The following is a 23,296-nucleotide window of genomic DNA, read 5'->3' as shown; positions in this document are numbered from 1 at the left end:
AGCTCAATGGGACGACGCGACAGGGGGGACGGGCAGGGTCTTGCGAACCTCGCCCGCCTTCTTCTCCAGATCGGTCCACGGCGGCAGGGTCGTGCGGGTCGCACGCAGGTAGGCCGCAAGGCGGGCCAGATCCGCATCCGAGAAGGAATGGTAGAAACTGGGCATGGAAACGGTGGAAATGCCTTCCGTCGTGCCGATACCGCGCAGGATGACCTGGAACAGGTTGGTCGGCTCATCCAGCCACAGCGCGTTGTTCAGCGCCAGGTCGGGGCGGCCTTCAACCGGCTGCGGGCCGGCATTGGCGTGGCATGCGGCGCAGGCGCCGGCATACAGCTTCGCATTCGGGTTGACCTGCGGGCCGACCAGGTCCTTCATCGACGCCTGCATGGCCCATGCAATGGCCTTGGGGTCCTGGCTGACGCGGGTTGCGGAATGGTCGATCTGGGCCAGGTAATGCGCGATGGCATGCACATCGGATTCCGGCATCTCGCTCAGGCCGCCATGCACGACCGGCGACATGGGACCGGCGGCACTGCCATGCAGCGGGGCGGAGCCAAAGCGCAGGTATTTGAAATACTCGTCCTCGGTCCAGACAACCGGGGTCGGGTTGTGTTCATTGAGCGGCGGCGCGATCCAGTTGTCCACCGGGGCGCCATCATACGGCGCGCTGGCCTTTTCCGCACCCATCAGGTTACGCGGGGTATGGCAGGCCGAACAATGGCTCAGCCCTTCGGCCAGGTACGCGCCGCGGTTCCACTCGGCATCCTGGGCGGGATCGTTCTTCAGCGGCCCTTCATGCAGGAAGAGCAGCTTCCAGCCCGCCTGCTCCAGACGGATGTTGAAGGGGAAGCCCACCGTGTTGTCACGCTTGACCGAATGCACCGGCTCACGCGTCATGAGGAAGGCATAGACATCATCGATGTCCTGGTCCGTCATGTGCGTGAAGTGGTCAAACGGGAAGGCCGGGAAAAGCTGCGTGCCGTCACGCGAAATGCCCTTGCGCATGGCGCGCTTGAAGGCGGCTTCCGACCAGTGGCCGATACCCGTTTCGGGGTCCGGCGTGATGTTGGAGGAGAAGATGGCGCCAAAGGGCGTGTCCATCTTGTAATCGCCCGCAAGCTCCACGCCGCGCTTGCCATCCGTGCGGGTATGGCATTCGGCGCAGTAGCCGCCAGCGGCCAGCACGCGCCCGCGCTCGACCTGCGCTGCGGAAAAGGAGGAAGGAGGAGGCGGAGCAACCGGCGCAATCGCCGGATACCACGCATAGGCAAGGAACCCGACGCCGCCGGCGACACCGATTCCCACAATCGCTGCTGCAATACGTTTAATCACGATGTTCTCGCGGTTGTGAAAGTCATCATATCACCCCGTATCATCCGCCCGGTTCCAGTGCCGGTATGGCGCGAAACACAAGAAACAGCGCATCGTTGCGCTATCCTGAAGGCACCGGAACTGCCGGATGTGCGGGAACATCGGCGCCACGGCGGAAACTTTGTATTACCGTTTCCTAATCAAGCCGTTTGGGGGCGCGTAAGATCAAAGCTGTAATAAGAGTTATTTATTTATAATATTAATATAGCAGGACCCCCGCAAACCCCTGAATAAATAGGTTTGCAGCGTCCTGTTCCGGCAACATCTATATACCAATGAATATAGATAGAACTGGCCATGTCAAGCCGGGGAAGGAAAAAATCCTTCCCCGGCCCGCACGGTTCAGTTCTGGTCGGGCAGGCTGTAGGCCACGATATAGTCACCCAGCCTGGTGCCGAACGACCCGTGGCCGCCATCGGCGGTCACGATGTACTGCTTGCCATCCACTGCATAGGTCATGGGGGTGGACTGGCCACCGGCGGGCAGGCGGTCCTGCCACAGCACGCGGCCATTGGTCACGTCATACGCACGGATGTAGTAATCCAGCGTGGAGGTCAGGAACGCGACCCCGCCCGCCGTGGTCAGCGGCCCGCCAAGGCTGGGCACGCCCATCCTGATGGGCAGGGGCAGCGGCGCGCTGTCGCGGATCGTGCCGTTGCGGTGCTTCCACACGATCTTGTTGGTGCGCAGGTCGATGCCGGACATGTAGCCCCATGCCGGCTGCTTGCACGGCAGGCCGAAGGGCGACAGGAACGGATGCAGGTCAACGCCATAGGGCACGCCAAACTGCGGCTGCACGCCACTTTCGCTGCCAGACGGCAGGGACTTGTCAGGCGTTGCCGGGTTGTTCGGGCCGCGCGGGATCAGCCGGGACACGAACGGGATGGCGATGGGATTGGCGATCGCGATCTGGCGCACGGGATCAACCGCAAGGCCGCCCCATTCAAACATGCCCAGGTTGCCGGGGAAGACCAGCGTGCCCTGCAGCGACGGCGGCGTGAACGTGCCATCGTAGCGCAGGCGGTGGAACATGATGCGGCAGACCAGCTGGTCATACATCGTGCCGCCCCACATGTCGGCATCGGTCAGCTTCTTGCTGGGGCGGAAGGTCAGCTGGGAGAAGGGCTGCGTGGGCGACAGGTGATCGCCGGGTGCGGCCCCCTGCGGCACCGGCCGTTCGGGGGCGGGGACCACAAGCTGGCCGTTGCGCCGATCAAGCACGAAGATGTTGCCGGTCTTGGCCGGGGCATACAGCGTCGGGATGACCTCGCCCTGTTCGTTGCGGATATCGACCAGGCTGGGCTGGGCGGGGATGTCCATGTCCCACAGGTCGTGATGGACGGTCTGGTAGCTCCAGACCAGCTTGCCGGTGGACGCGTTCAGCGCCACGATCGAGCTGGCATAGCGTTCGGCGTCCGCGCTGCGGTTGCCGCCCCAGATATCGGGCGTCTGCACGCCCATCGGGATGTAGATCAGGTCCAGATTGGCGTCATAGGACGACGTGATCCACGAATTGGGGGAATTGGGCACGAAGGTGTGGTGTTCGGACGGCATTTCGTTCGGGTCGGGATTGCCGGGATCGAACGCCCATTTCAGCGCGCCGGTATGCACGTCGAACCCGCGCGTCACACCGGATGGTTCATGCGTGGAATAGTTGTCGGTCACCGCACCGGACACGATCACGGTGGTATCGGTCACGACAGGGGGAGACGTGGGTTCGTAAAAGCCCAGCGTCTTGACCGGCATGCCATCCTGCAGGTTCACCACGCCGTTATTGCCGAAGCTGGCGCAGCGGGCGCCGGTTTCGGCATCCAGCGCGAACAGCTGCCCGTCATTGGTGGGCAGGAAGATGCGGCGCGCGCATTCCACGGGGGTAGCGGCGGCTTCATCGACCTGCGCTTCGGCCTTGTCTTCGTGATAGGACACGCCACGACAGGTCAGATGCTGGAATGTGGGGTTGTATGCAAGCTTCGGATCGAACTTCCACCGCTGCTTGCCGGTTTTCGCATCAAGCGCGAACAGGATCTGGTGGGGTGTGCACAGGTACAGCGTATCACGGATCTTGATGGGCGTGACCTCGTCGGTGATTTCACCGGGGTCATTGGGGCCGCGCAGGTCGCCGGTGCGGAATGTCCACGCGACCTTCAGCCTGCTGACATTATCGGCATTGATCTGCCTGAGCGGGGAGAAACGGTCCCCGAACTGCGTGCGACCATAGGCCTGCCAGTCGCCATCGGGCATCTGGCGGGCATCTCCGGGTTCGGGGGCGTCCTTCGCCACCGGGGGCAGGTTGCCCACGATATCCTGCGGGTCGCCGGTCAGGGCGATGCCGACCACGACAACGGCCGCCCCGATCGACCCCAGCAGCGGCGCGCGCGCGCCCATGCCCGCAGGCTGCAGGTGGCGCGTCACCCACGGCAGCGCCAGCACGATGCCGATGGGGAGCAGGATATCCCCACGCGGCGCAAGCGCCCAGAAATCAAACCCGGCTTCGTTGACGGCCCATGCCATCGTGCCAAGCAGCAGGATCGCATAGACCATCAGCGCGGATGCCTGCCGCCGGAACAGCAGGAACGCCGTCACCAGAAGCAGGACACCCGCGACAACATAGTAGAAAGACCCGCCGATAAGGCACAGCCACAGGCCGCCACCCAACAGGTAAAGGCCTGTCAGCGCGCAGACGGCCATGGCGGCCGCAAGGAGGGGAGCCGAGCGTATAAGGCTATTCATAAGTTTTCCTGATCACCGTGATACAGTCCGAACATTCTCTCATGAGAAAACGTAGGACGTCCCATCGGGTCAAGCCCAACCTGATGAATAAATCGTGTGTCGGAATATTCCAGGGCGCGTTTTCAGCGCCCTGAACGTCTATTTCCCCCTGGATACAACCGTTGCCAGCGTCGCCCGCGTGCCATTGGCGCGGATGGACTGCCGCAGGGCCAGATAGACCTGCACGAATCCGGGATTGTCACCCAGTTCCCACCCGGCGAACGCGCTCATGTCCAGCGCGTCCTCCAGCCGTGGCGATGCCGCCTTCACCCGGTCCTCATCCGTCAGGTGCGGCTCGGCAACGGCATAGGCCTGCCCCTTGTCATCATGCCCGCGCAGGTATTCGGCGTAACAGGCCACGACAAAGGCGATGCGGTCCACCGGGCGCTTGTGCGCGATCACGCCCATGGCCGTGCTCTTGATGAACATGGGCAGCTTGGAGGTGCTGTCGGATGCGATGCGCAGCAGCTGGTCGCTGATCGCGCGGTTGCGGAAGCGGTGCAGCAGGTGCCTGCCATATTCGGTCAGCGCCATGCCCGGCGGCGCATGCAGCAGGGGTTCGGCGTCATGGGCCAGATACTGCTCGACCAGCGAGACCTCGTTCAGGTCCTCCATGATTTCACTGACCACGCGGTACCCCGACAGCACGCCCGACAGGCCCAGCAGCGAATGGGAGGCATTGAGCATATGCAGCTTCACCGCCTCGTAGGGCTGGACATTATCCGTGAACTGCACGCCGACGGCGTCGAGTTCTGGGCGACCGGCGCAGAATTTGTCCTCCACCACCCACTGGATGAAATCCTCGCAGAAGACGGGAATGCGGTCATCAATCCCGCTTTCCGCGTCAAGCCTGCGGATATCGTCGGGGTGGACGGCAGGCGTGATGCGATCGACCATGGTGCAGGGGAAGGTGACGTTCTCCTCCATCCACTGCGCAAGCCCCGCGTCACGCGCGCGCGCCCAGCCCAGGAAGGCGGTGCGGGCGACATGGCCATTCTGGGGCAGGTTGTCGCATGACAGGATGGTAAACGGCCCGGCGCCGCTTTCACGCCGCCTGCGCAGCGCCTCGGTCAGCAGGCCGAACACGGTATGCGGCACCGCGCGCTTCAGGTCCTCGGCGATCAGGGGATGGTCGATGGGGAATACACCGTTTTCGTCAACATAATAGCCGCCTTCGGTGACGGTCATGCTGACGATGCGGATCGCCGGGTCAGCCAGCCGCGCGATGGTGGCCGCGCGGTCGGCGGGGGCGTACATGTATTCCGTGATGGAACCGATCACCCGCACCACGTTGGGCGCGTCGGGCGGGCATTCGGTCAGGGAATACAGGCAGTCCTGCGCCGCCATGTCCTGCGCCTTCCCGGCCTCGTGCGGGTTTTCCATCAACCCTATGCCCAGCAGGCCCCAATCCGCCTGGCCGGGCCGGCCCAGCACGCGATCCATGTAAACCGCCTGATGGGCGCGATGGAAATTGCCCACGCTGATATGGGCGATACCGGGTGTTACCGTACTGCGGTCATAGGCAGGCACGATGATATTGCCCGGCAGGCGGGGCAGGGTCGTTTTATTGAGTACGGTCATGAACCATTTCCCACGGAAAGTATCCACGACGCGTAATCAGAAACGCGCGATCATACAACCCGCCAATACTGCCTAGCTGCGGTTGGCGCAGGACAGGGCGGGGATCGCGGGCGGGTAATTTGCGCCCCCGATACCCGGCCGCTGTTTTCTAATGGGGCAAACTGCCCTATTAAACCTTTCCGCCGTTGCATATCCGGTGTTCCGGTTTTCCAGAAATGACGGCAAGGACTGCCCTGGCCGGACCTGTTGTTGGTAATGAATGCGTATCCTCTATCTGATTAACAGCCTGAATGGCGGCGGGGCCGAGCGGCCATTGCCCGCCGTGATCGGGATGATGCGCGCCTGCGGGCACACGGTCCGGGTCGTGGCGCTGGCGCGCAAGGCGGGCAACGCCGTTGCGTGGCTGGAGGCGGCGGGTATCGATTACCACATCGTGGAGGACCGCGATCCCGCACGCTTCGCGTCGCTGGGGCAGGTGCTGCGTTACGTCCGCGCCAACCGGCCCGACCTGTTATGGACATCGCTGACCCGCGCGACCCTGTACGGGCAGGCCATCGGCAGGATGCTGCGCATTCCCGTGGTCAGCTGGCAGCACAGCGCGTTCCTCAAGCCGGCCAACCGCTTCATGCTGCGCCGCACCCGCCACCTGAGCGCCTTCTGGGTGGCGGATTCCGAATATGTGGCCCGCGTCACCCGCAACCAGCTGGGCCTGCCGCCCGACCGGATCTGCACATGGCCGCTGTTCATGGCCGAGGCGGACGCGCCACCGGCCACGCCATGGGGCGGGCAGGGGGATGCGGTCTTCCATGTCGGGTCGCTGGGGCGGCTGGAGCCGGAAAAGAACATGCAGCTTCTGGTGCGCGCGATGGGCGTCATTCGCGCAACCCGGCCCGATGCGCGCATTCACCTGTCGCTGTGCGGCAGCGGGTCGCAGATGATGGCGCTGCGGGCGCTGGCGGCGCGCGAGGCCCCGGACGCCATAAGCTTCGAGGGGTTCCAGCCCGACCCGCTGGAATTCTGCCGCAGGCTGCACGTCTATGTACAGCCTTCCCATTTCGAGGGACTGTGCATCGCGGTCCATGAAGCCATGCAGGTGGGGCTGCCGGTCATCGCGACCCCCGTGGGCGCCATTCCCGACATCATCCGTGACGGGGTCAACGGGTTCCTGCTGCCCACCCCGACACCGGAAACCCTCGCCGCGCGGATCCTCCATCTTTACGCCCGCCCCGACCTGTGCATGCAGACCGGCAGGGCGGCCCGGCGCGACATCCTGCAACGTTACGGGGCGGATGCGGTCCGCGCCATGGCCACCGCCGTCATCCGCCGTGCGGAAGGGCTGGTGCGCACGCGCCACGGCTGATGCGCACCAGCCCCCGCGTGACCCGCCGCCCATCATGCCCCTTCCTGTCGCATGGGCGGATCAGGTAGGGTGGGCGGGTGAATACGATCCAGAATCCCCCCCCCGCAGAGTCCGGGCAAAAGGACTCGCTCCTTGGTGTCTCGCAGCGCCTGCCACCTGCCAACGTGCAGGCGGAACAGGCGCTGCTGGGCGCGCTGCTGACCAATAACCGCGCGTATGACCGCGTCTCCGACTTCCTGACCGGCGCGCATTTCGCCAACGCGGTCAATGGCCGCATCTATGACGCCATTTCCCGCCGCATCGAAGGCGGCCAGCTTGCTGACCCCGTCACGCTGCGGGCCGAATTCGAAAATACCGGCGTGCTGGATTCCGTTGGCGGCACGGCGTACCTGGCCAAGCTGCTGACATCCATGGTCGGCATCATCAACGCCGCCGATTACGGGCGCGTGATCCATGATGCGTGGATACGCCGCCAGTTGATCGACATCGGGCAGGACGTGGTCAACAACGCCTTTGGCGCGCGCCCCGACCTGGATGGTCCCGACCAGATCGCCGCCAGTGAGGAAGCCCTGTTCAAGCTGGCCACGGAAAAGGGGCAGGATGGCGGCTTCCAGTCCTTTGACCGCGCGCTGGCCGATGCGCTGGACATCGCGCAGCAGGCCTTCAACCGCAGCGGCGACGTGGTGGGGCTGACCACGGGGCTGCGCGACCTGGACAAGAAGACCGGCGGCCTGCACCCGTCCGACCTGCTGATCCTGGCGGGCCGGCCGGCCATGGGCAAGACGGCGCTGGCCACCAAGATCGCCTTTTCCGCCGCGCGCGCGATCATGATGGAGATACGCGACGCCCCACCCGACGCCAAGCCCAAGGGGTCGGTGGCCATCTTTTCACTGGAAATGTCATCCGAACAGCTTGCCACGCGTATCCTGTCCGAACAGGCCAGCGTATCGGGCGAGAAGATCCGCCGTGGCGACCTGGGCCAGAAGGAATTCGACCGCTTCGTGCAGGTCAGCCGCGAACTGGCGCAACTGCCGCTGCATATTGACGATACGCCCGCCATCACGCTGTCGGCCATGCGCACGCGCTGCCGCAGGCTGGCGCGCACCAAGGGGCTGAGCCTGGTGGTGGTCGATTACCTGCAGCTCATGCGGCCATCGGTGGGCAGCAGGGCGGAAAACCGCGTGCTGGAAATCTCCATGATCACGCAGGGCCTCAAGGCGCTGGCCAAGGAACTGTCGGTGCCGGTCATCGCCCTGTCACAGCTTTCACGTCAGGTCGAGAGCAGGGAAGACAAGCGCCCCATGCTGTCGGACCTGCGTGAATCGGGATCGATCGAGCAGGACGCCGATGCGGTGATGTTCGTCTATCGTGACCAGTACTACCTGCAGCAGCGCCAGCCCAAGGAAACGTCCTATGACTCACAGGACAAATACCACACCGCGATGGAGGAGTGGCAGCGCAAGATGGACCTTGCGCATAACCGCGCGGAACTGATCCTGGAAAAACAGCGTCACGGCCCGACAGGGACGGTGCACCTGTTCTTCGAAGGGGAGTTCACGCGCTTTGCCGACCTGGACATGGTCCACGACGCCTGAAGACCGGATCAGCAAGAGGCGTCGCCAGAAATGTCGTGATGGTGCGCGGCAGGCATCAAAGGTGGACGTTCCAGACTGTCTGTTAGTAGGCTGTTTGAAAACAAATCATTGATAAAAAACAATAAAAGTTTTTGGGTGCCGCCTTTTTTCAAAAAGGCGGCGTTCTTTCGAAGCTTTTGCAAAAAGCTTCACCAAAAACTTTCTTTAATTTTAAAGCGCTCTCATGATTTGACTTTTCAAACAGTCTCTTAAGGACCTTACGTAAGTGACATGCGATGTGGGAATCGCGTGTCACCGTGTCGTATCCGCCACAAGGGCCACAGGGGCCGGGTCCGGGACTGGCCCAACTGGGACCGCCTTGTGCAGGAAAGCGCACAAGGGGATGGGACGGACAGGATATGGCGCGGCCGGGCATGCCCCCTTCCGCCCACACCAGAAAGTTTTATAAGAAATATTATGACAACAAATTATGCCGTGAGCCATCCGTATGCGCCAGCATCTGGCCTGTCCGGCCATGTTCCATAATGGCCAAGCCGCCCACAATCCGGCATCATCACGCCATGACTGATACGGCGCTTGCATCCATCTGTGGCTTTGCCTTTTCCGGCATCGAAGCCGTTCTGGTCAAGGTCGAGGTCCAGCTATCCGTTGGCCTGCCATCATTCCTTGTCGTGGGCCTGCCGGACAAGGCCGTCAATGAATCGCGTGAACGCGTGCGCGCCGCCCTGTCCGCCATGGGCCTTGCCCTGCCGGCCAAACGCATCGTGGTCAATCTGGTGCCTGCCAGCCTGATGAAGGAAGGATCGCATTTCGACCTGCCCATCGCCCTTGCACTGCTGGGTGTCATGGGCCTGCTGCCCGGTGACATGGCGCAGCGTTACGCGGCGCTTGGCGAACTGTCGCTGGATGGTGGCGTAAACCCTGTATGTGGCGTGCTGCCCGCCGCCATGGCGGCGGCCGGGCTGTCGCTGGGGCTGATCTGTCCCGCCAGCCAGGGCGTGGAAGCCCGCTGGGCCAGCGAGGACATGGATATCCTCGCCATCCGTTCCCTGCCCGAACTGCTGAACCATTTCCGGGGGCAGCAGGTCATCGACCCGGTTGAACTGCCTGCGCGCATGGATGAAGGGCTGGCCGCCCTGCCCGACCTTGCCGACATCCGGGGCATGGAAACCGCGCGCCGCGCGCTGGAAATTGCCGCGGCCGGTCGGCATTCCCTGCTGATGGTGGGGCCGCCGGGGGCTGGCAAATCCATGCTGGCCGCGCGCCTGCCCGGCATCATGCCCGACCTTACCCCCACCGAGATGCTGGAAATCAGCCGGATCCACAGCATTGGCGGCCTGCTGAAGGATGGGCAGCCGGTATCCCGCCCGCCCTTTCGCGACCCGCATCATTCCAGCAGCCCCACGGCGTTGAGCGGGGGCGGCGCACGCGCACGCCCCGGTGAGGTCAGCCTGGCGCATCGTGGCGTGCTGTTTCTGGACGAACTGCCGGAATTCTCCCGCTCCGCGCTGGAAATCCTGCGCCAGCCCATGGAAACGGGAACCATATCCATCGCCCGCGCCGCGGCCCATGTCACCTACCCTGCCCGCTTCCAGCTGATCGCGGCGATGAATCCATGCAAATGTGGCTATCTGGGTGATGCGGCGCAGGAATGCCGCAAGGCCCCGCGCTGTGGCGAGGATTATCAGGCCCGCCTGTCCGGCCCGCTGCTGGACCGCGTGGACATGGCGGTGCATGTCGAACCGATGCCCCTGACCCGCATTGCCGAAACCACGGGCGGCGAACCCAGCGCAACCGTTGCCGCACGTGTCCGGGCTGCCGTAACCCGCCAGCACGGCAGGCAGGGCGAGGCCCGCAATGCCGAAGCCCCGGTCGATGATTTCCGCATAACGGCGGCGGCCCGTGACTTTGCGGTGCAGGCATCTGAAAAGATGCACCTTTCCGCCCGTGGCTTCACCCGCCTGCTGCGTGTGGCGCGGACGATTGCCGACCTGTCCGCCGCTGATGATGTCGAACGCCCCCATATTGCCGAAGCCCTGGCCTACCGTATCCGCCGCCCGGGTCGAAAATAGCGGCATCGGCCTCTTTTCCCCTTGCGCACCATGTCCTGCTGGATTAATAAGGCCCCACCGAAGCGGATGGGTGCGTAGCTCAGCGGTAGAGCATCGCCTTCACACGGCGGGGGTCACAGGTTCAATCCCTGTCGCACCCACCATCCGGCGTTCCCTGTCCTGAAATCATCTGGCAGCCAGACTATTTTATCAGGTAGTCCGTTCGGTTGACCGCATGCGAAGACATATTCCCTCAATATTGGCCGCATATCCGCTGGCGGATCTGTCGCGCCGGATTATTGGGAATCTTCCGTCAATCCTGATCGGATCGCAGGATATTCCAGAACCCTGCCGTTAGCCTTCTGCTATATACCCCTGCCACCTTCCAGGCGGATCGCGCATCCAGTCCGGACGGTTCTGGTATAACTCATTGATAAAAATTGGTTTTTTTGATGTCCTCTTTTTGAAAAAAGTGGCGTCTTCCGAATCTTTTTGAAAACAGCTTCACCAAAAACTGCTTTATGAGCGGCACTTCCCGTCATGACGGTACATCGTCCAGCGCATCACGGCATTTGACGTAGGACAACTTGTCCTGAAACAGGAACAGCACATAATAATCCAGCGTACGCCGCCGCTTGCGAGTGGGGTTGGTATAGAACGGGAATACGTCGAACGGCCCGTCATAGCCTTCGGGCAGCGGGTCATGGTCCGTCATGCACCGCACCTGGAACAGGGGTGCATAGACTGTGGCATCCGCATCCGTGCGCCGGACATGAAACAGGTTTTTCCGGAACTTGCGCAGCCGCTGCGGCAGGACGAATATCATGTTCTGTTCAAGGAAATTCTGCGGCGGGTTCCGGTCGCGCAGGTATTTCATGTCAGCAGGCATGTCACAGAAAAAATTGGTGTCCTGTACGATCATGGTCCAGTCAGGGTCCCTTCCGGTGCGTCAGGCATGGTGGGCGGGCAGGCCAATGCAGCCTCGACCCACGCGCCACGGCACATGTACCAGCGGCCACCTGCACAATCATATGGGAACGGACGGGCCGTCTGTCAGGGTCAGAAGCCGAACATATGGTCGATTGAAAACCGTCCCTCCCCCTCCGCCATGCGACCGTGATAGCCGAACAGGCGGCAGGTGGTGTCCCGGATGATGACATAGGCGCCTTCCCCCGCACGCGCCAGCGCGGGCAGCCCAAAGACACGGTGGGGCCAGATTTCCCGTGATCCGGCCATGGGAATGGCGATCTTTTCGTGCGCGATCACCGCGCCATCGCCCGCATGCAGGTATAAAGACGTATCCGAATGCGCCCGCCATGTGGCCGAAACGGGATAGATCAGCGTGCAGAAACTGAACGGTTCACATTCCGCCGCCGTCAGGAACAGCCGCGTGCTCAGCCCCGGGGGCGAGCCGACATAGGATTGCGGCTCGCCCTTGTACGTCATGACCGTATTGAATATATGCGACCCGAAACTGGTTTCGGATGCATGGCCGGTCTGCCTGTCCTCATAACGGATCAGGGCATGCAGCCAGCCATCGGCCAGCCCGCCATCACGGAAGTCATACAGCAGTTCCCCGTGCCCCGGACCGGTTGCAAACGCGCTGACATCCAGCACCACCGCATGGTCACGCGGCAGGCATCCCATGAAGCGCGAGGGGCCAGCCGCCCCCTCCGCATCGAAACAGTCCACCCGGACCGGCAGGCTGGCCAGGCTTTCCGCCATGGGCGATGGCAGCAGCAGCGTGCGATACCGCGCGGGATCGGGCACCGGGAACGGCAGCAGGTAACCCCGCCCGAAAAAACACGGGTCCAGCCGCGCAATGCCCGGATCGGGCTGCAGGTCGGCGCGCTGCACGTTCAGGTGGGCGATGCGCGTGCGGTCGTGCCGCGTGATTTCGTAACGGGAGCGCACGACATGGCCGCCAGCGCGGAATTCGATCTGTTCCGGCCACGACAGGCCGGGCAGGATATCACGCATATGCACGGCCATGGTCTGGTACGGGGCCAGTGCGGGCAGGATGGGGGCGTGCGTATCCTGCCCCATGCGGTTGAGCGTCATGCTGCCCGGTGGAACAGGCAGGGCATGGCTGTTCTGGACCCACAGCACCACGTCCTCCCCCTCCGCCGGGGCGGGCAGGTTGGCGTAGCGGTTGGCGGGCCAGGCATTGGCGTCGTGGGTGACCGACAGGCTGGCGTTCGTGCCTTCCCCGCGCGTCTCCAGCGCGTATTTGACCACGTCATGGCCCGCTATGCCCTGTGCATGGATGAACAGTTGGCCGGTAAACTCCGGCAGGCCAAACCGGCTGCGGATCTCGGCGCTGTCGATGATGATGGCCTGGCCCGCGCCCGGCACGTCATATTCCCATGTCTTCAGCACCTGCCCGCCATGGTCGAACAGGCGCAGCCACAGCCGCACGGCCCGCGCGCCGTAACGCGCCCAGTAATTGGCGGTGACCAGGCGGGTGGACAGCGCCGCCGTATCCCGGAAGAAGGCAAGGTTGGTGGCGAAGTTCAGCCGGTGCAGATAGTCATGTTCGACCGAAAGCATGTGCCGGGGCAGGCGCACGGCTTCCAGCGTATGCAGCACGCCACCTGCGGGCAGCAGGCCGGACAGGCGGCTTGCCATGGTGGCATGGTTGAAATCCAGCGCCCAGACAGCCCTCGCCCCACACTGCGCCAGATCCACCACCGGCCGCAGGGCCATGCCCGCGCGCGCCTGCCCCACCTTCAGCGAATCATGGGTGTGCACCCCAGCCACCGCAATGGGCGCGGGCAGCAGCGCCATGACGGTTTCCACCATGTCATGCGGATCATAGATCGCAACCGGTCCCGCATCGCGCAGGTCATCGGCAAGGCTGGCAAGCCTTTCGGCAGCCAGCGGGTGGGTCAGGGCCTTGTAGGCCATGTTGCCGCCTGAACGCGGGTCAAAAGTCCGGATACCTAGCATGTGCCTGTTTTATTCCACTTCTGGCGCAAGCGGGAGAATTATTGTTGTACCTGCAATGCAAGACCCAGATGGTGCCGCACGGCTTCCGCCGCCATGACGGTATCATCAAGTGGCGTGACAGGCCACGTTTCCAGCCGCCCGGCAAAGGGCCGGATACGCCCTGCCTGCATCAGGTCATGCAAGAACTGTCCGATCCGCCGCGACCGGCCCGGCAGGCTGGCGACCATGACGGGGGCGGCTGTCGCCACGGCTTCCGAAATCATGGAAACGCTGTCCATGGTCACGACAATCGCATCGGCACAGGCCAGCAGGCCCAGATACGGGTTGGGGCCGGTCTGGTCCCATATCCACGCATCCGGCCCGGCAAGGGCGCGCTGCAGTCCGGCGCATATTTCGGGGTCCGTGCGGCGCGATGGCGTCAGTGCGATGCCCACCCGGTCGCGCCGCATCATGGTGGCCAGTTGCGTGGCAAGGGCCGCGCCCTCCGCCCGGCCCAGGCGGAAGCGGCCATTCCCCCCTCCAACCAGAACAGCAACAAGCGGGCGCGGCAGATGGGCCAGCAACGGCGCCCATTCCCGTCGCGCCTGATCCAGCAGCGCGGGCGTCACCCCATGCAGCGCCGTGCGCGTCAGGATGACATTGGGACCGGAAATGCGGTCGTGGCGATTGGCGATGACCAGATCGAAGCGGGCGGGCGACAGGCGCGGGTTCTGCACCTGTATCACGCGCGCGCCCTGCCGGTGCAGCGCCGCCCCCACCGCGCCGCCGCCGCCACCGATGCTGATGACGGGATGATCGCGGTAATCAGGTGCAAGGCCAAGTGGCATGACCGCGCGCAGGGGCGCGGGCCACCACGCGGCGGGCACGCGCCGCCATATCCCGCGCGGGACCAGCGCATGCAGGTGGGGATCAAGCCCCGCACGCCGCGCCAGCCCGAAGGTCTGGGAACGCATGCCGGCAAGGTCCGCCGCGATCACGGTGGCGGTTGGAATGGGTGCTGCCATGCGCCCATGTGGCGGGACAGGGGGCGGGGCGTCAATGCCCTGCCCCTTTTGTCGATCGCCCGACCGCGCTAAGTGGCTATAATGAGTGAGACAGAACCGACATTTTCCGGCATGGGGCTGGATGGCCGCGTGGTGGCCGCCCTGACACGCATGGGGCTGCACCAGCCATCCCTGATCCAGCGCGAGGTCATTCCCCCCGTCATGGCCGGACGGGATGTGGAAGCCCGCGCGGGCACCGGCAGCGGCAAGACCGTGGCCTTCGCCGCCCCCATCCTGTCCACCCTCATGCAGCCGGGGGATGCGGACAATACCCGCGTGCGCTGCCTGATCCTGTCGCCCACGCGCGAACTGGCGGGACAGACGGCGGGCGTGCTGCGCGGCCTTGCCCGTGGCAGCGGCCTGCGCATTTTGCAGGCCACGGGCGGCACGGCGCGGGTGGCGCAGGCAAGGACGCTGGGCGAAGGGGTTGCGATCGTGGTCGGCACGCCGGGGCGGGTGATCGACCTTGCCCACGGGGGGGAACTGGACCTGTCCGCCGTGGGGCAGTTCGTGCTGGATGAAGCCGACCGCATGCTTGAGCCGGGATTTGCGGAGGAAATGCTGGCCCTGGCCGCCGCCCTGCCCGCGCGGCACCAGACATTGCTGTTTTCCGCCACCATTCCCCCGGCCATGGCCGAACTGGCCGCCCGCCTGCTGCACCGGCCGTTGCGCATCAGCATGGAGGTGGCGGACGCCCCCGCGCCACGCATCGCGCAATACGCCATTTTCGTGCCCAACCGCCACAAGGCAGACGCCACGCTGGCCTGCCTGAAGCAGTATGGCATGCAGCGCGTGATGGTGTTCGTACGCACCCGGCAGGAAGCCGACACCATCGCGCGCGCCATAAGCGCGCTGACACCCGCCGTCGCGATCCATGGCGATCATTCACAGGCGCGGCGCGAGCGGATGCTGCGCGATTTTCGCCAGGGGCGCGTGGGCGTGCTGGTGGCGACCGACGTCATGGCGCGGGGAATCGACATTGATGACATTGCCCTTGTCATCAACCACGACATCCCCACCCAGCCCGAAGCCTATGTCCACCGCATCGGGCGCACCGCGCGTGCCGGGCGGCGCGGCGTGGCCGTCGCCCTGTGCGCGCCGGAGGAACGCCAGGCGCTGAAGGACATCGAACGCCTGACGGGGCAGCGCATCCGCATCGCCAGCCTGCCGGAATGACGGGCAGGTTCATGCATTTGTCATGCATCCCCCGCCCCCGTGCCCTTGCCGTGGGGTGAAGGCTGGATAAACTGGAATTCATGATGAACACCGATGCCATGCAGTCCCATATCCCGGCGCATGACGGGACTGGCGTGCCCAGCGACCGGACCCGCCCGGCATGACACATGGGCCGGATGATGCGCCACGCCTGCCTGTACGCGTGGCGCGGCCCACCACGTTCCTTGAACGCCTGCCCCCGCCCCCATCCAGCCTGCCACGATGGCAAATCGGCATCACGCCACCCGACCTGTCGCCGTGGCTTGCCGGTAACTGCGGCATTCCCGGCGTCATGCATTACGAAGGACGCAGGCCCGGCCCGCATATCGTCTGTGTCAGCCTGATCCATGGCAATGAATTCGCGGGCGCGATCGTGCTTGACCGCCTGCTGCGCCGTCGCATCCGCCCGCGCGCGGGGCGGCTGTCGCTGGTATTCGCCAACCCCGAGGCCATGCGCCAGTTCGACCCGCGCGACCCGGTGCGCGCGCGCTGCGTGGATGAGGACATGAACCGCGTCTGGCTGCCCGCCATGCTGGATGGCGGACGGTCATCACATGAACTGGACCGGGCACGGGTCCTGCTGCCGGTCATCGTGACGGCGGACAGGCTGCTGGACCTGCATTCCATGCTGTGGCCGGGGGACCCGCTGGTGCTGTCGGGCCTGTCGCCCGCAAGCCGGGCCATGGCGCGGCGCGTTCGCGGCGTGGATGTATGCGTGGCCGACCGGGGCCACCGCAGCGGGTGCAGGCTGATCGATCACCCGCGCTTCAGCAACGGCCGTGCCGCCGCCTGCCTGCTGGAAGCGGGCCAGCACTGGCACGAGGCGACCGTCACGCGGTCCATGCAGGCGGTCCTGTCCCTGATCGGGCCATGCTGCGGCCTGCCCGCCGATGGCGGTGCGTTACCGCAACGCGAAATGGTGGTGACGGATGTGATAACGGCGCGGACGGGCCTGTTCCGCTTCGTCACACCCTTTCACAGCGGGCATGTCGTGGCCGATGCCGGCACGGTGGTGGCGCATGACGGCGGGGATGAAATCCGCACGCCCTACGCCCGGTGCATGCTGGTCATGCCCAACCTGCGCCCCGCCCGTGGCCATACGGCCGTACGGTTCGCCCGCGTGGATGCGGGCACGCGGCCACCCGCCCCGGATCAGTGAGACCGGGACAGGCGGCCATAGTCATGGTCAGGCGTAGATGGGGAAGCGCGCGCATAGCGCCTTGACGCGTTCATGCACGGCCTGCTCGGTCTTCGCGCAGCCTTCCTCGCCGGGGGTCTTTGCCAGCGCGGTCAGCACTTCGTCGATCATGCGGCCGACCTCGCGGAATTCTTCCGCGCCGAAGCCGCGCGCCGTCGCCGCCGGGCTGCCCAGACGGATGCCGGAGGTGACAGCAGGCTTTTCGGGATCGAACGGAATGGCGTTCTTGTTGGCGGTGATGCCCGCGCGTTCCAGCGCACGCTCCGCCGCGCGGCCCGTAACCCCCTTGGGCCGCAGGTCCACCAGGATCAGGTGGCAGTCCGTGCCGCCGGTCACGATGTCAAAGCCGCCCTGCACCAGCGTTTCCGCCAGCACGCGGGCATTGTTCGCCACAGCTTCCTGATAGGTGCGGAAGTCGGGGCGCAGCGCCTCGCCAAACGCCACGGCCTTGGCCGCGATCACATGCATGAGCGGACCGCCCTGCAGGCCGGGGAACACGGCGGAGTTGATCTTTTTCGCCAGATCCGCATCATTGGTCAGGATCAGCCCGCCGCGCGGCCCGCGCAGGGTCTTGTGCGTGGTGGAGGTGACGACATGCGCGTGCGGCAGCGGCGAAGGGTACAGCCCAGCCGCGACCAGGCCCGCGAAATGGGCCATGTCCACCATAAGATAGGCGCCGACCTCATCGGCAATGGCGCGGAAGCGGGCGAAATCGATGATACGGGGATAGGCGGAACCACCGGCGACGATCAGCTTCGGCTTCTCGGCGCGGGCAAGGCGTTCCATTTCCTCGTAATCCAGCAGGCCGTCTTCCTTGCGCACGCCGTACTGGACCGCATTGAACCACTTGCCGGAATAGTTGGGGGCGGCACCGTGGGTCAGGTGGCCACCGGCGGCAAGGCTCATGCCCATGACGGTATCGCCGGGCTTGACCATGGCCATGAAGGCCGCCTGGTTGGCATTGGCGCCCGAATGGGGCTGCACGTTGGCGAATTCCGCGCCGAACATCGTCTTGACGCGCTCAATGGCCAGGGTCTCGACCTTGTCCACCTCCACGCAGCCGCCATAATAACGGCGGCCGGGATAGCCTTCGGCGTACTTGTTGGTCAGAACGCTGCCCTGTGCGGCCATGACGGCGGCGGAGACCATGTTCTCGCTGGCAATCAGTTCAATCCCGTCGCGCTGACGCACCAGTTCCGCATCGATAATCGCGGCGACGTCGGGGTCGGCTTGGGTCAGTGGGGCGCGGAAAAACTGCTTGAGGTCAGTCTGGCTGATGGGGTCCGGCACCGTTATGTCTCTCCATTCATTGGATCACCTGTCATTTCCGGATAGGCAGACGGACATGACACGTATGGGAACAGGCCTGCTATGTGCGCCATATCGTGGCGTCAAGACAACGCCAAAATTATGGAAACGGACTGATTCGACCGCTGTTGCATCCCCTGTCCCCATCCATACCGTCCCGCGCGTTGCAATATGAACACAGGTGTCACACGCGACCCCGCCGCGCCACCTGCCCGGTGGCCCACCCACCGATGACGCTGGACTGAACGGAACAGGTCCCGGACGCTGGCGGCCTGCTGGCGGCCTGCTGGCGCGCAGTGTCGGGTGGGCCGCATGTCACATCCATCGGCACGCCTGCCGGCCTTATGTCCCGGCCTTATGTCATCGACAGGCGCTGGCGTTATCATGCTGCGGGCGCGTGGCCACAAGCGCGCGTGTTCCGGGCGCCTGCGCGCAACGCGATCCCGATGGCAGGCAGCAGGACTGCGGGGTCATGACGACCTTGCTGGACGGGCGGACGGTTGCTGATCGGGCCGCGTATGCGCTGTTGCGGCGCACGCCATCGCCGGCCGGGCATGGTCATACCTGCCATGCGCGGAAAATCCCGAATGCGCGGGGCGGATTACCGGATCATAATTTGGCACGGGGCGGCTACGGGATCATAGTCGCCCCTTCCCTGATGGAGTTGGATTGGATGAATATCGGTCAGTTTCCCCAAACAAGGCTGCGCCGTAACCGGCACGACCGGTTCACACGGCGGCTGGTGTCTGAAAACACGCTATCGACCGATAACCTGATCTGGCCGATCTTCGTGACCGAGGGCACGGGTTCGGTCACCGATGTGTCCTCCATGCCCGGCGTGCAGCGCGTCAGCCTCGATCGGCTGGCAGCCCATGTGGAACCGGCGGCGAAGCTGGACATTCCCGCCCTTGCGCTGTTCCCCATCACACCGGCCAGCCTGCGTGATGAAGCGGGCACGGAAGCGACCAACCCCGACAACCTCATGTGTCGGGCGGCACGCCTGCTGAAGAAGGAATTCCCTGAAATCGGCCTGATCGGCGACGTGGCGCTGGACCCCTATACCAGCCATGGCCATGACGGGCTGATCGAGGATGGCTACGTGGTCAACGACCCATCGGTCGAAATCCTGGTGAAACAGGCCGTCAATCAGGCCGCTGCCGGGATCGACATCATCGCGCCATCCGACATGATGGACGGGCGCATCGGGTCCATCCGCACCGCGCTGGACGTGGCCGGGCTGGTCAACACCCGCATCATGTCCTACGCCGCCAAGTATGCCAGCGCCTTCTACGGCCCGTTCCGTGACGCGCTGGGTTCGGGCGGCCTGCTGAAGGGCGACAAGAAGACATACCAGATGGACCCCGCCAATACGGACGAGGCCCTGCGTGAAGTCGCCCTGGACCTGGGCGAAGGGGCCGACATGGTCATGGTCAAGCCGGGGATGCCGTATCTGGATGTCATCGCGCGCGTGCGGCAGGAATTCGCGGTGCCGACCTTCGCCTACCAGGTGTCGGGCGAATACGCGATGCTGATGGCCGCGATCCAGAATGGCTGGCTGGACCGTGACCGCGTCATCATGGAAAGCCTGACGGCCTTCCGCCGGGCGGGCGCCAACGGGGTGCTGACCTATTTCGCGCTGGACGCCGCGCGCCTGCTGCGCGCCTGAACACGACAAAACCACGCGTACCCAGCCGGATAGTTGATGCCTGCAACAGGAAGGATATGATAACCGTTCAGGAAGCACGGGCAGCCCGTCTTTCCTGCTTGCAGGGCTGCCGTTTCCTGTTTTCCGGCTGGTGAGAGCGCATGACCTACACATCGCCACGGCATCCACAGCTGTTCTATACGACGGCCCCCATGCCCTGCCCCTATCTGGCGGGACGGATGGAACGCAAGGTCGTGACCGAAATTGGCGGCCCGGACGCCGTGCCGTTCCATAACCGCCTGTCACGCGCCGGTTTCCGCCGCAGCCACACCATTGCCTATGCCCCGGTCTGCGCGGGCTGCACGGCATGCACGCCCATACGCGTGCCCGTGGCGCGCTTTGCCCCCAGCCGCACGCAGCTACGCGCCCTGCGCCGCAATGCCGGGCTGCGCGCGCAACGCATCCCGCCCGCCGCCACACCCGAACAGTTCAACCTGTTCAGCGCGTACCAGTCCACGCGCCATGAAGGTGGCGACATGGCATCCATGGCCTTTGCCGATTACCGGGCCATGGTCGAGGATACGCCGATCGAGACCTTCATGATCGAATTCCGCGACACCGAAGGCAAGCTGGCCTGCGTCGCGCTGGTGGACCAGCTCGATGACGGGCTGTCCGCCGTGTATGATTTCTATGACCCCGGATTGCAGCAGCGTTCACTGGGCACGTTCGCGGTGATGCACCTGATCGAATACACCCGCACGCTTGGCCTGCCCCACCTGTATCTGGGCTACTGGATCAGCGAGAGCCGGAAAATGGCCTACAAGGCCCGTTTCCGCCCCGCCCAGATCATGACGCGCGGCGTATGGCATGACCTGGACCTGACGCAGTACCAGGCGCATGAAAGCGCCTTCCTGCCGGACGGGCTGTTCCGCCCGGTGGAATAACCCCTGATCAGGCCCGCGGCCTGCGCGTGGCCCAGGCGGGGGCGGTTTTACCCATATCCGCCCGCTTGCCCAGGTAATCCTTCAGATCCGCGAAGGAACGGGTACGGGCGGGATCGGGCCATGCCACACCGGCATCGGCCGCGAACACGACAGCGTCACGCAGGCCGCCATCCTTGTATTTCTGCAAGATCACGCCAAGGCCGCGCGTCATTTCCGGCAACTGGTCCAGCGGGAAGACCAGCATGCGCCGGTTCTGCCCGAGTACCAGCACATGGTCGCCGATGGCAGGCACGCAGGCCAGCGCGCTTTCATTATCCTTCAGGTTCAGCACCTGCTTGCCGGTGCGCTTTTCCGCCGTCATGGCCGATTCCGCCACGATCATGCCGCGCCCGGTGCTGGACGCCAGCAGGCGCTTGCGCGTGTCCTCGACCGGGAACATCGCGATGATGTCCTCGTCATTGGACAGGTCGATAATCAGCCGCAATGGCTGGCCATCGCCCCGCCCGCGCGGCAGGTCGCCCACGCGCAGCGTAAAGGCGCGCCCGTCGGTTGCGAACACACACAGCCGGTCGTTGCTGTAACATTCGACCGCCATGCCCGGGCCGTCGCCTTCCTTGAATTTCAGGGCTTCGGGGTCCTGCCCATGGCCACGTACCGTGCGGATCCAGCCCTTCTGCGACAGGATGACCGTCAGCGGGTCGCGTTCGACCGGCAGGGCAGCTTCCACGTCAATTTCAACCGGCGCATCGGCCAGCAGGCTGCGCCGCCGGCCCAGCGCGCCACCGCCAAAGGTTTTCTGGATGTCCCTGATTTCGGATGCGATATGCTTCCACCGCAGCCCTTCCTGCTCCAGCAGGTCGTGCAGGGACTGCTTTTCGGCGCTCAGCTTCGCATGCTCGTCACGGATTTCCATTTCCTCAAGCCGCCGCAGGCTGCGCAGGCGCATGTTCAGCACCGATTCCGCCTGCAGTTCCGTAAGGTCGAAGGCCGCGATCAGGGCGGCCTTCGCATCGTCCTCCTCACGGACAATGCGGATCACCTCGTCAAGGTTGAGATAGACCGCAAGGAACCCGTCAAGGATTTCCAGACGCCGGTCGACCGCTGCCAGCCGGTTGGCGCTGCGGCGCTGCAGCACGTCATGGCGGTGGTCCAGCCATGCCTGCAGTACCTCCTTCAGGCTGCGCACGCCGGGCACCTGATCGGCACCCAGCACATTCATGTTCAGGCCAAAGCGGCTTTCCAGTTGCGTTGCGCGGAACAGGGTTTCCATCAGCACCGCAGGCTCGATCCCGCGCGACTTGGGTTCCAGCACCAGCCGGATGTCGGTCGTGCTTTCATCGCGGATATCGGCCAGAAGGGGCAGCTTCTTCTGTTCCATAAGGTCCGCGACCTGTTCGATCAGGCGCGATTTCTGCACCTGGTACGGGATTTCGGTCACCACAATCTGCCATGTGCCGAAACGCCCCGGCTCCACTTCCCATTTCGAGCGGATGCGGAAGGAACCGCGCCCGGTCTCGTAAGCACGGGCAATGGCGTCGCTGTCCTCCACGATGCTGCCGCCGGTGGGAAAGTCCGGGCCGGGCATATGTTTCAGCAGTTCGGCCGTGGTCATGGCGGGCCTGCGGATCAGGGCAAGGGCTGCGGCACAGATCTCGCCCACGTTATGCGGCGGGATGGAGGTCGCCATGCCCACCGCGATGCCCGCCGCCCCGTTGGCCAGCAGGTTGGGGAACACCGCGGGCAGGACAACGGGTTCCTGTTCCTCGCCATCATAGGTGGGGCGGAAGTCGACGCAGTCCTCGCCAATGCCCTCCAGCAGGGCCTTGGCCACTTCGGTCAGGCGGGATTCGGTGTACCGCATGGCGGCGGCGTTATCGCCGTCGATCGAGCCGAAATTGCCCTGCCCTTCCACCAGCGGGTAGCGAACGGCAAAATCCTGCGCCAGCCGCACCAGCGCCTCATAGACCGAGGCATCGCCATGCGGATGGTATTTACCGATCACGTCGCCCACCACGCGGGCGCATTTCTTGAACCCGGCCGACGGGTCCAGCTTGAGCTGCTGCATCGCATAGATCATGCGCCGGTGCACCGGCTTCAGCCCGTCGCGCACATCGGGCAGCGAGCGCGACATGATCGTTGACATGGCATAGGCCAGGTAGCGTTCGCTCAGCGCATCGGCCAGCTTGGTATCTTCAATATGACCGGCTGTTGGGTCCACAGGCATGCAATCTTCCTCCCGCAGGTGAACAGATAGCGAAACTTTACGC

The 23,296-nt window shown here is 64.5% G+C and carries 15 protein-coding genes and 1 tRNA gene; 8 read left to right on the top strand and 8 right to left on the bottom strand.

The features are described from left to right. Positions 1 to 3 precede the first annotated feature (3 nt). From CFR76_RS03740 to CFR76_RS03730, 3 genes are all read right to left on the bottom strand, one after another. A complete protein-coding gene (locus CFR76_RS03740) occupies positions 4 to 1,332 on the bottom strand; it encodes a cytochrome c (protein ID WP_110555913.1) in 1,329 nt (442 codons plus the stop codon). Between the two features lie 381 nt (positions 1,333 to 1,713). Beyond that, positions 1,714 to 4,101: a glucose/quinate/shikimate family membrane-bound PQQ-dependent dehydrogenase gene (locus CFR76_RS03735; protein ID WP_110555912.1), complete on the bottom strand. Its 2,388-nt coding sequence runs from the start codon at positions 4,099 to 4,101 to the stop codon at positions 1,714 to 1,716. 138 nt (positions 4,102 to 4,239) lie between these two features. Then, positions 4,240 to 5,721 carry a mannitol dehydrogenase family protein gene (locus CFR76_RS03730; RefSeq protein WP_110555911.1) on the bottom strand — a complete coding sequence of 494 codons (1,482 nt, stop codon included), beginning with the start codon at positions 5,719 to 5,721 and terminating at the stop codon, positions 4,240 to 4,242. 259 nt (positions 5,722 to 5,980) lie between these two features. On the opposite strand from CFR76_RS03730, the gene CFR76_RS03725 reads away from it, so the two are divergent. From CFR76_RS03725 to CFR76_RS03710, 4 genes are all read left to right on the top strand, one after another. Then, complete coding sequence (locus CFR76_RS03725) at positions 5,981 to 7,081, top strand: glycosyltransferase family 4 protein (RefSeq protein ID WP_110555910.1); 1,101 nt, start codon at positions 5,981 to 5,983, stop codon at positions 7,079 to 7,081. Positions 7,082 to 7,158: 77 nt separating this feature from the next. Next, the gene (locus CFR76_RS03720; protein ID WP_110555909.1) at positions 7,159 to 8,676 is read left to right on the top strand and encodes a replicative DNA helicase; all 1,518 of its coding nucleotides are present in this window, start codon (positions 7,159 to 7,161) and stop codon (positions 8,674 to 8,676) included. Between the two features lie 560 nt (positions 8,677 to 9,236). Further along, the gene (locus CFR76_RS03715; protein ID WP_110556066.1) at positions 9,237 to 10,748 is read left to right on the top strand and encodes a YifB family Mg chelatase-like AAA ATPase; all 1,512 of its coding nucleotides are present in this window, start codon (positions 9,237 to 9,239) and stop codon (positions 10,746 to 10,748) included. 68 nt (positions 10,749 to 10,816) lie between these two features. Further along, positions 10,817 to 10,891, top strand: a tRNA-Val gene (locus tag CFR76_RS03710). A 374-nt stretch (positions 10,892 to 11,265) separates the two neighbouring features. On the opposite strand, the gene CFR76_RS03705 is transcribed toward CFR76_RS03710, so the two are convergent. The 3 genes from CFR76_RS03705 to CFR76_RS03695 form a co-directional block, all read right to left on the bottom strand. Further along, a complete protein-coding gene (locus tag CFR76_RS03705) occupies positions 11,266 to 11,649 on the bottom strand; it encodes a hypothetical protein (protein ID WP_110555908.1) in 384 nt (127 codons plus the stop codon). Positions 11,650 to 11,786: 137 nt separating this feature from the next. Continuing rightward, positions 11,787 to 13,676, bottom strand: coding sequence for a hypothetical protein (locus CFR76_RS03700; RefSeq protein WP_110555907.1), 1,890 nt, complete (start codon positions 13,674 to 13,676; stop codon positions 11,787 to 11,789). A gap of 38 nt (positions 13,677 to 13,714) precedes the next feature. Then, positions 13,715 to 14,680 (bottom strand): mitochondrial fission ELM1 family protein, encoded by a 966-nt coding sequence (locus CFR76_RS03695; protein ID WP_110555906.1) that lies wholly within the window; start codon positions 14,678 to 14,680, stop codon positions 13,715 to 13,717. Positions 14,681 to 14,791: 111 nt separating this feature from the next. Here CFR76_RS03695 and CFR76_RS03690 point away from each other — a divergent pair, with 111 nt between their 5' ends. Both CFR76_RS03690 and CFR76_RS03685 read left to right on the top strand, forming a co-directional pair. Next, positions 14,792 to 15,895: a DEAD/DEAH box helicase gene (locus CFR76_RS03690; RefSeq protein WP_110555905.1), complete on the top strand. Its 1,104-nt coding sequence runs from the start codon at positions 14,792 to 14,794 to the stop codon at positions 15,893 to 15,895. A 160-nt stretch (positions 15,896 to 16,055) separates the two neighbouring features. After that, positions 16,056 to 17,093 (top strand): M14 family metallopeptidase, encoded by a 1,038-nt coding sequence (locus CFR76_RS03685; RefSeq protein ID WP_110555904.1) that lies wholly within the window; start codon positions 16,056 to 16,058, stop codon positions 17,091 to 17,093. A gap of 27 nt (positions 17,094 to 17,120) precedes the next feature. Here the strand turns inward: CFR76_RS03685 and glyA are convergent, their stop codons facing one another. Then, a complete protein-coding gene (gene glyA / locus CFR76_RS03680; RefSeq protein WP_279628921.1) occupies positions 17,121 to 18,410 on the bottom strand; it encodes a serine hydroxymethyltransferase in 1,290 nt (429 codons plus the stop codon). Between the two features lie 703 nt (positions 18,411 to 19,113). Between glyA and hemB the strand changes: the two genes are divergently transcribed. Together hemB and CFR76_RS03670 are read left to right on the top strand one after the other, a co-directional pair. Further along, the gene (gene hemB, locus CFR76_RS03675) at positions 19,114 to 20,106 is read left to right on the top strand and encodes a porphobilinogen synthase (protein ID WP_110556065.1); all 993 of its coding nucleotides are present in this window, start codon (positions 19,114 to 19,116) and stop codon (positions 20,104 to 20,106) included. 140 nt (positions 20,107 to 20,246) lie between these two features. Then, a complete protein-coding gene (locus tag CFR76_RS03670; protein ID WP_110555902.1) occupies positions 20,247 to 21,029 on the top strand; it encodes an arginyltransferase in 783 nt (260 codons plus the stop codon). 7 nt (positions 21,030 to 21,036) lie between these two features. Here the strand turns inward: CFR76_RS03670 and parC are convergent, their stop codons facing one another. After that, positions 21,037 to 23,253 (bottom strand): DNA topoisomerase IV subunit A, encoded by a 2,217-nt coding sequence (gene parC, locus CFR76_RS03665; RefSeq protein WP_110555901.1) that lies wholly within the window; start codon positions 23,251 to 23,253, stop codon positions 21,037 to 21,039. Between the last annotated feature and the right edge of the window lie 43 nt (positions 23,254 to 23,296).

The sequence above is a fragment of the Komagataeibacter swingsii genome (genome assembly GCF_003207895.1).
Lineage (GTDB): Bacteria > Pseudomonadota > Alphaproteobacteria > Acetobacterales > Acetobacteraceae > Komagataeibacter > Komagataeibacter swingsii.
The sequence above is the reverse complement of the archived record's forward strand: the minus strand, read 5'-3'. Positions and strand labels throughout refer to the sequence as shown.

What these genes read in the sequence shown, in the direction of transcription:
- CFR76_RS03735 (WP_110555912.1), bottom strand. Translation starts at nt 4,101, where the DNA reads ATGAATAGCCTTATACGCTCGGCTCCCCTCCTTGCGGCCGCCATGGCC.
- CFR76_RS03730 (WP_110555911.1), bottom strand. Translation starts at nt 5,721, where the DNA reads ATGACCGTACTCAATAAAACGACCCTGCCCCGCCTGCCGGGCAATATC.
- CFR76_RS03725 (WP_110555910.1), top strand. Translation starts at nt 5,981, where the DNA reads ATGCGTATCCTCTATCTGATTAACAGCCTGAATGGCGGCGGGGCCGAG.
- CFR76_RS03715 (WP_110556066.1), top strand. Translation starts at nt 9,237, where the DNA reads ATGACTGATACGGCGCTTGCATCCATCTGTGGCTTTGCCTTTTCCGGC.
- CFR76_RS03705 (WP_110555908.1), bottom strand. Translation starts at nt 11,649, where the DNA reads ATGATCGTACAGGACACCAATTTTTTCTGTGACATGCCTGCTGACATG.
- CFR76_RS03700 (WP_110555907.1), bottom strand. Translation starts at nt 13,676, where the DNA reads ATGCTAGGTATCCGGACTTTTGACCCGCGTTCAGGCGGCAACATGGCC.
- CFR76_RS03695 (WP_110555906.1), bottom strand. Translation starts at nt 14,680, where the DNA reads ATGGCAGCACCCATTCCAACCGCCACCGTGATCGCGGCGGACCTTGCC.
- CFR76_RS03690 (WP_110555905.1), top strand. Translation starts at nt 14,792, where the DNA reads ATGGGGCTGGATGGCCGCGTGGTGGCCGCCCTGACACGCATGGGGCTG.
- CFR76_RS03685 (WP_110555904.1), top strand. Translation starts at nt 16,056, where the DNA reads ATGACACATGGGCCGGATGATGCGCCACGCCTGCCTGTACGCGTGGCG.
- hemB (WP_110556065.1), top strand. Translation starts at nt 19,114, where the DNA reads ATGAATATCGGTCAGTTTCCCCAAACAAGGCTGCGCCGTAACCGGCAC.
- CFR76_RS03670 (WP_110555902.1), top strand. Translation starts at nt 20,247, where the DNA reads ATGACCTACACATCGCCACGGCATCCACAGCTGTTCTATACGACGGCC.
- parC (WP_110555901.1), bottom strand. Translation starts at nt 23,253, where the DNA reads ATGCCTGTGGACCCAACAGCCGGTCATATTGAAGATACCAAGCTGGCC.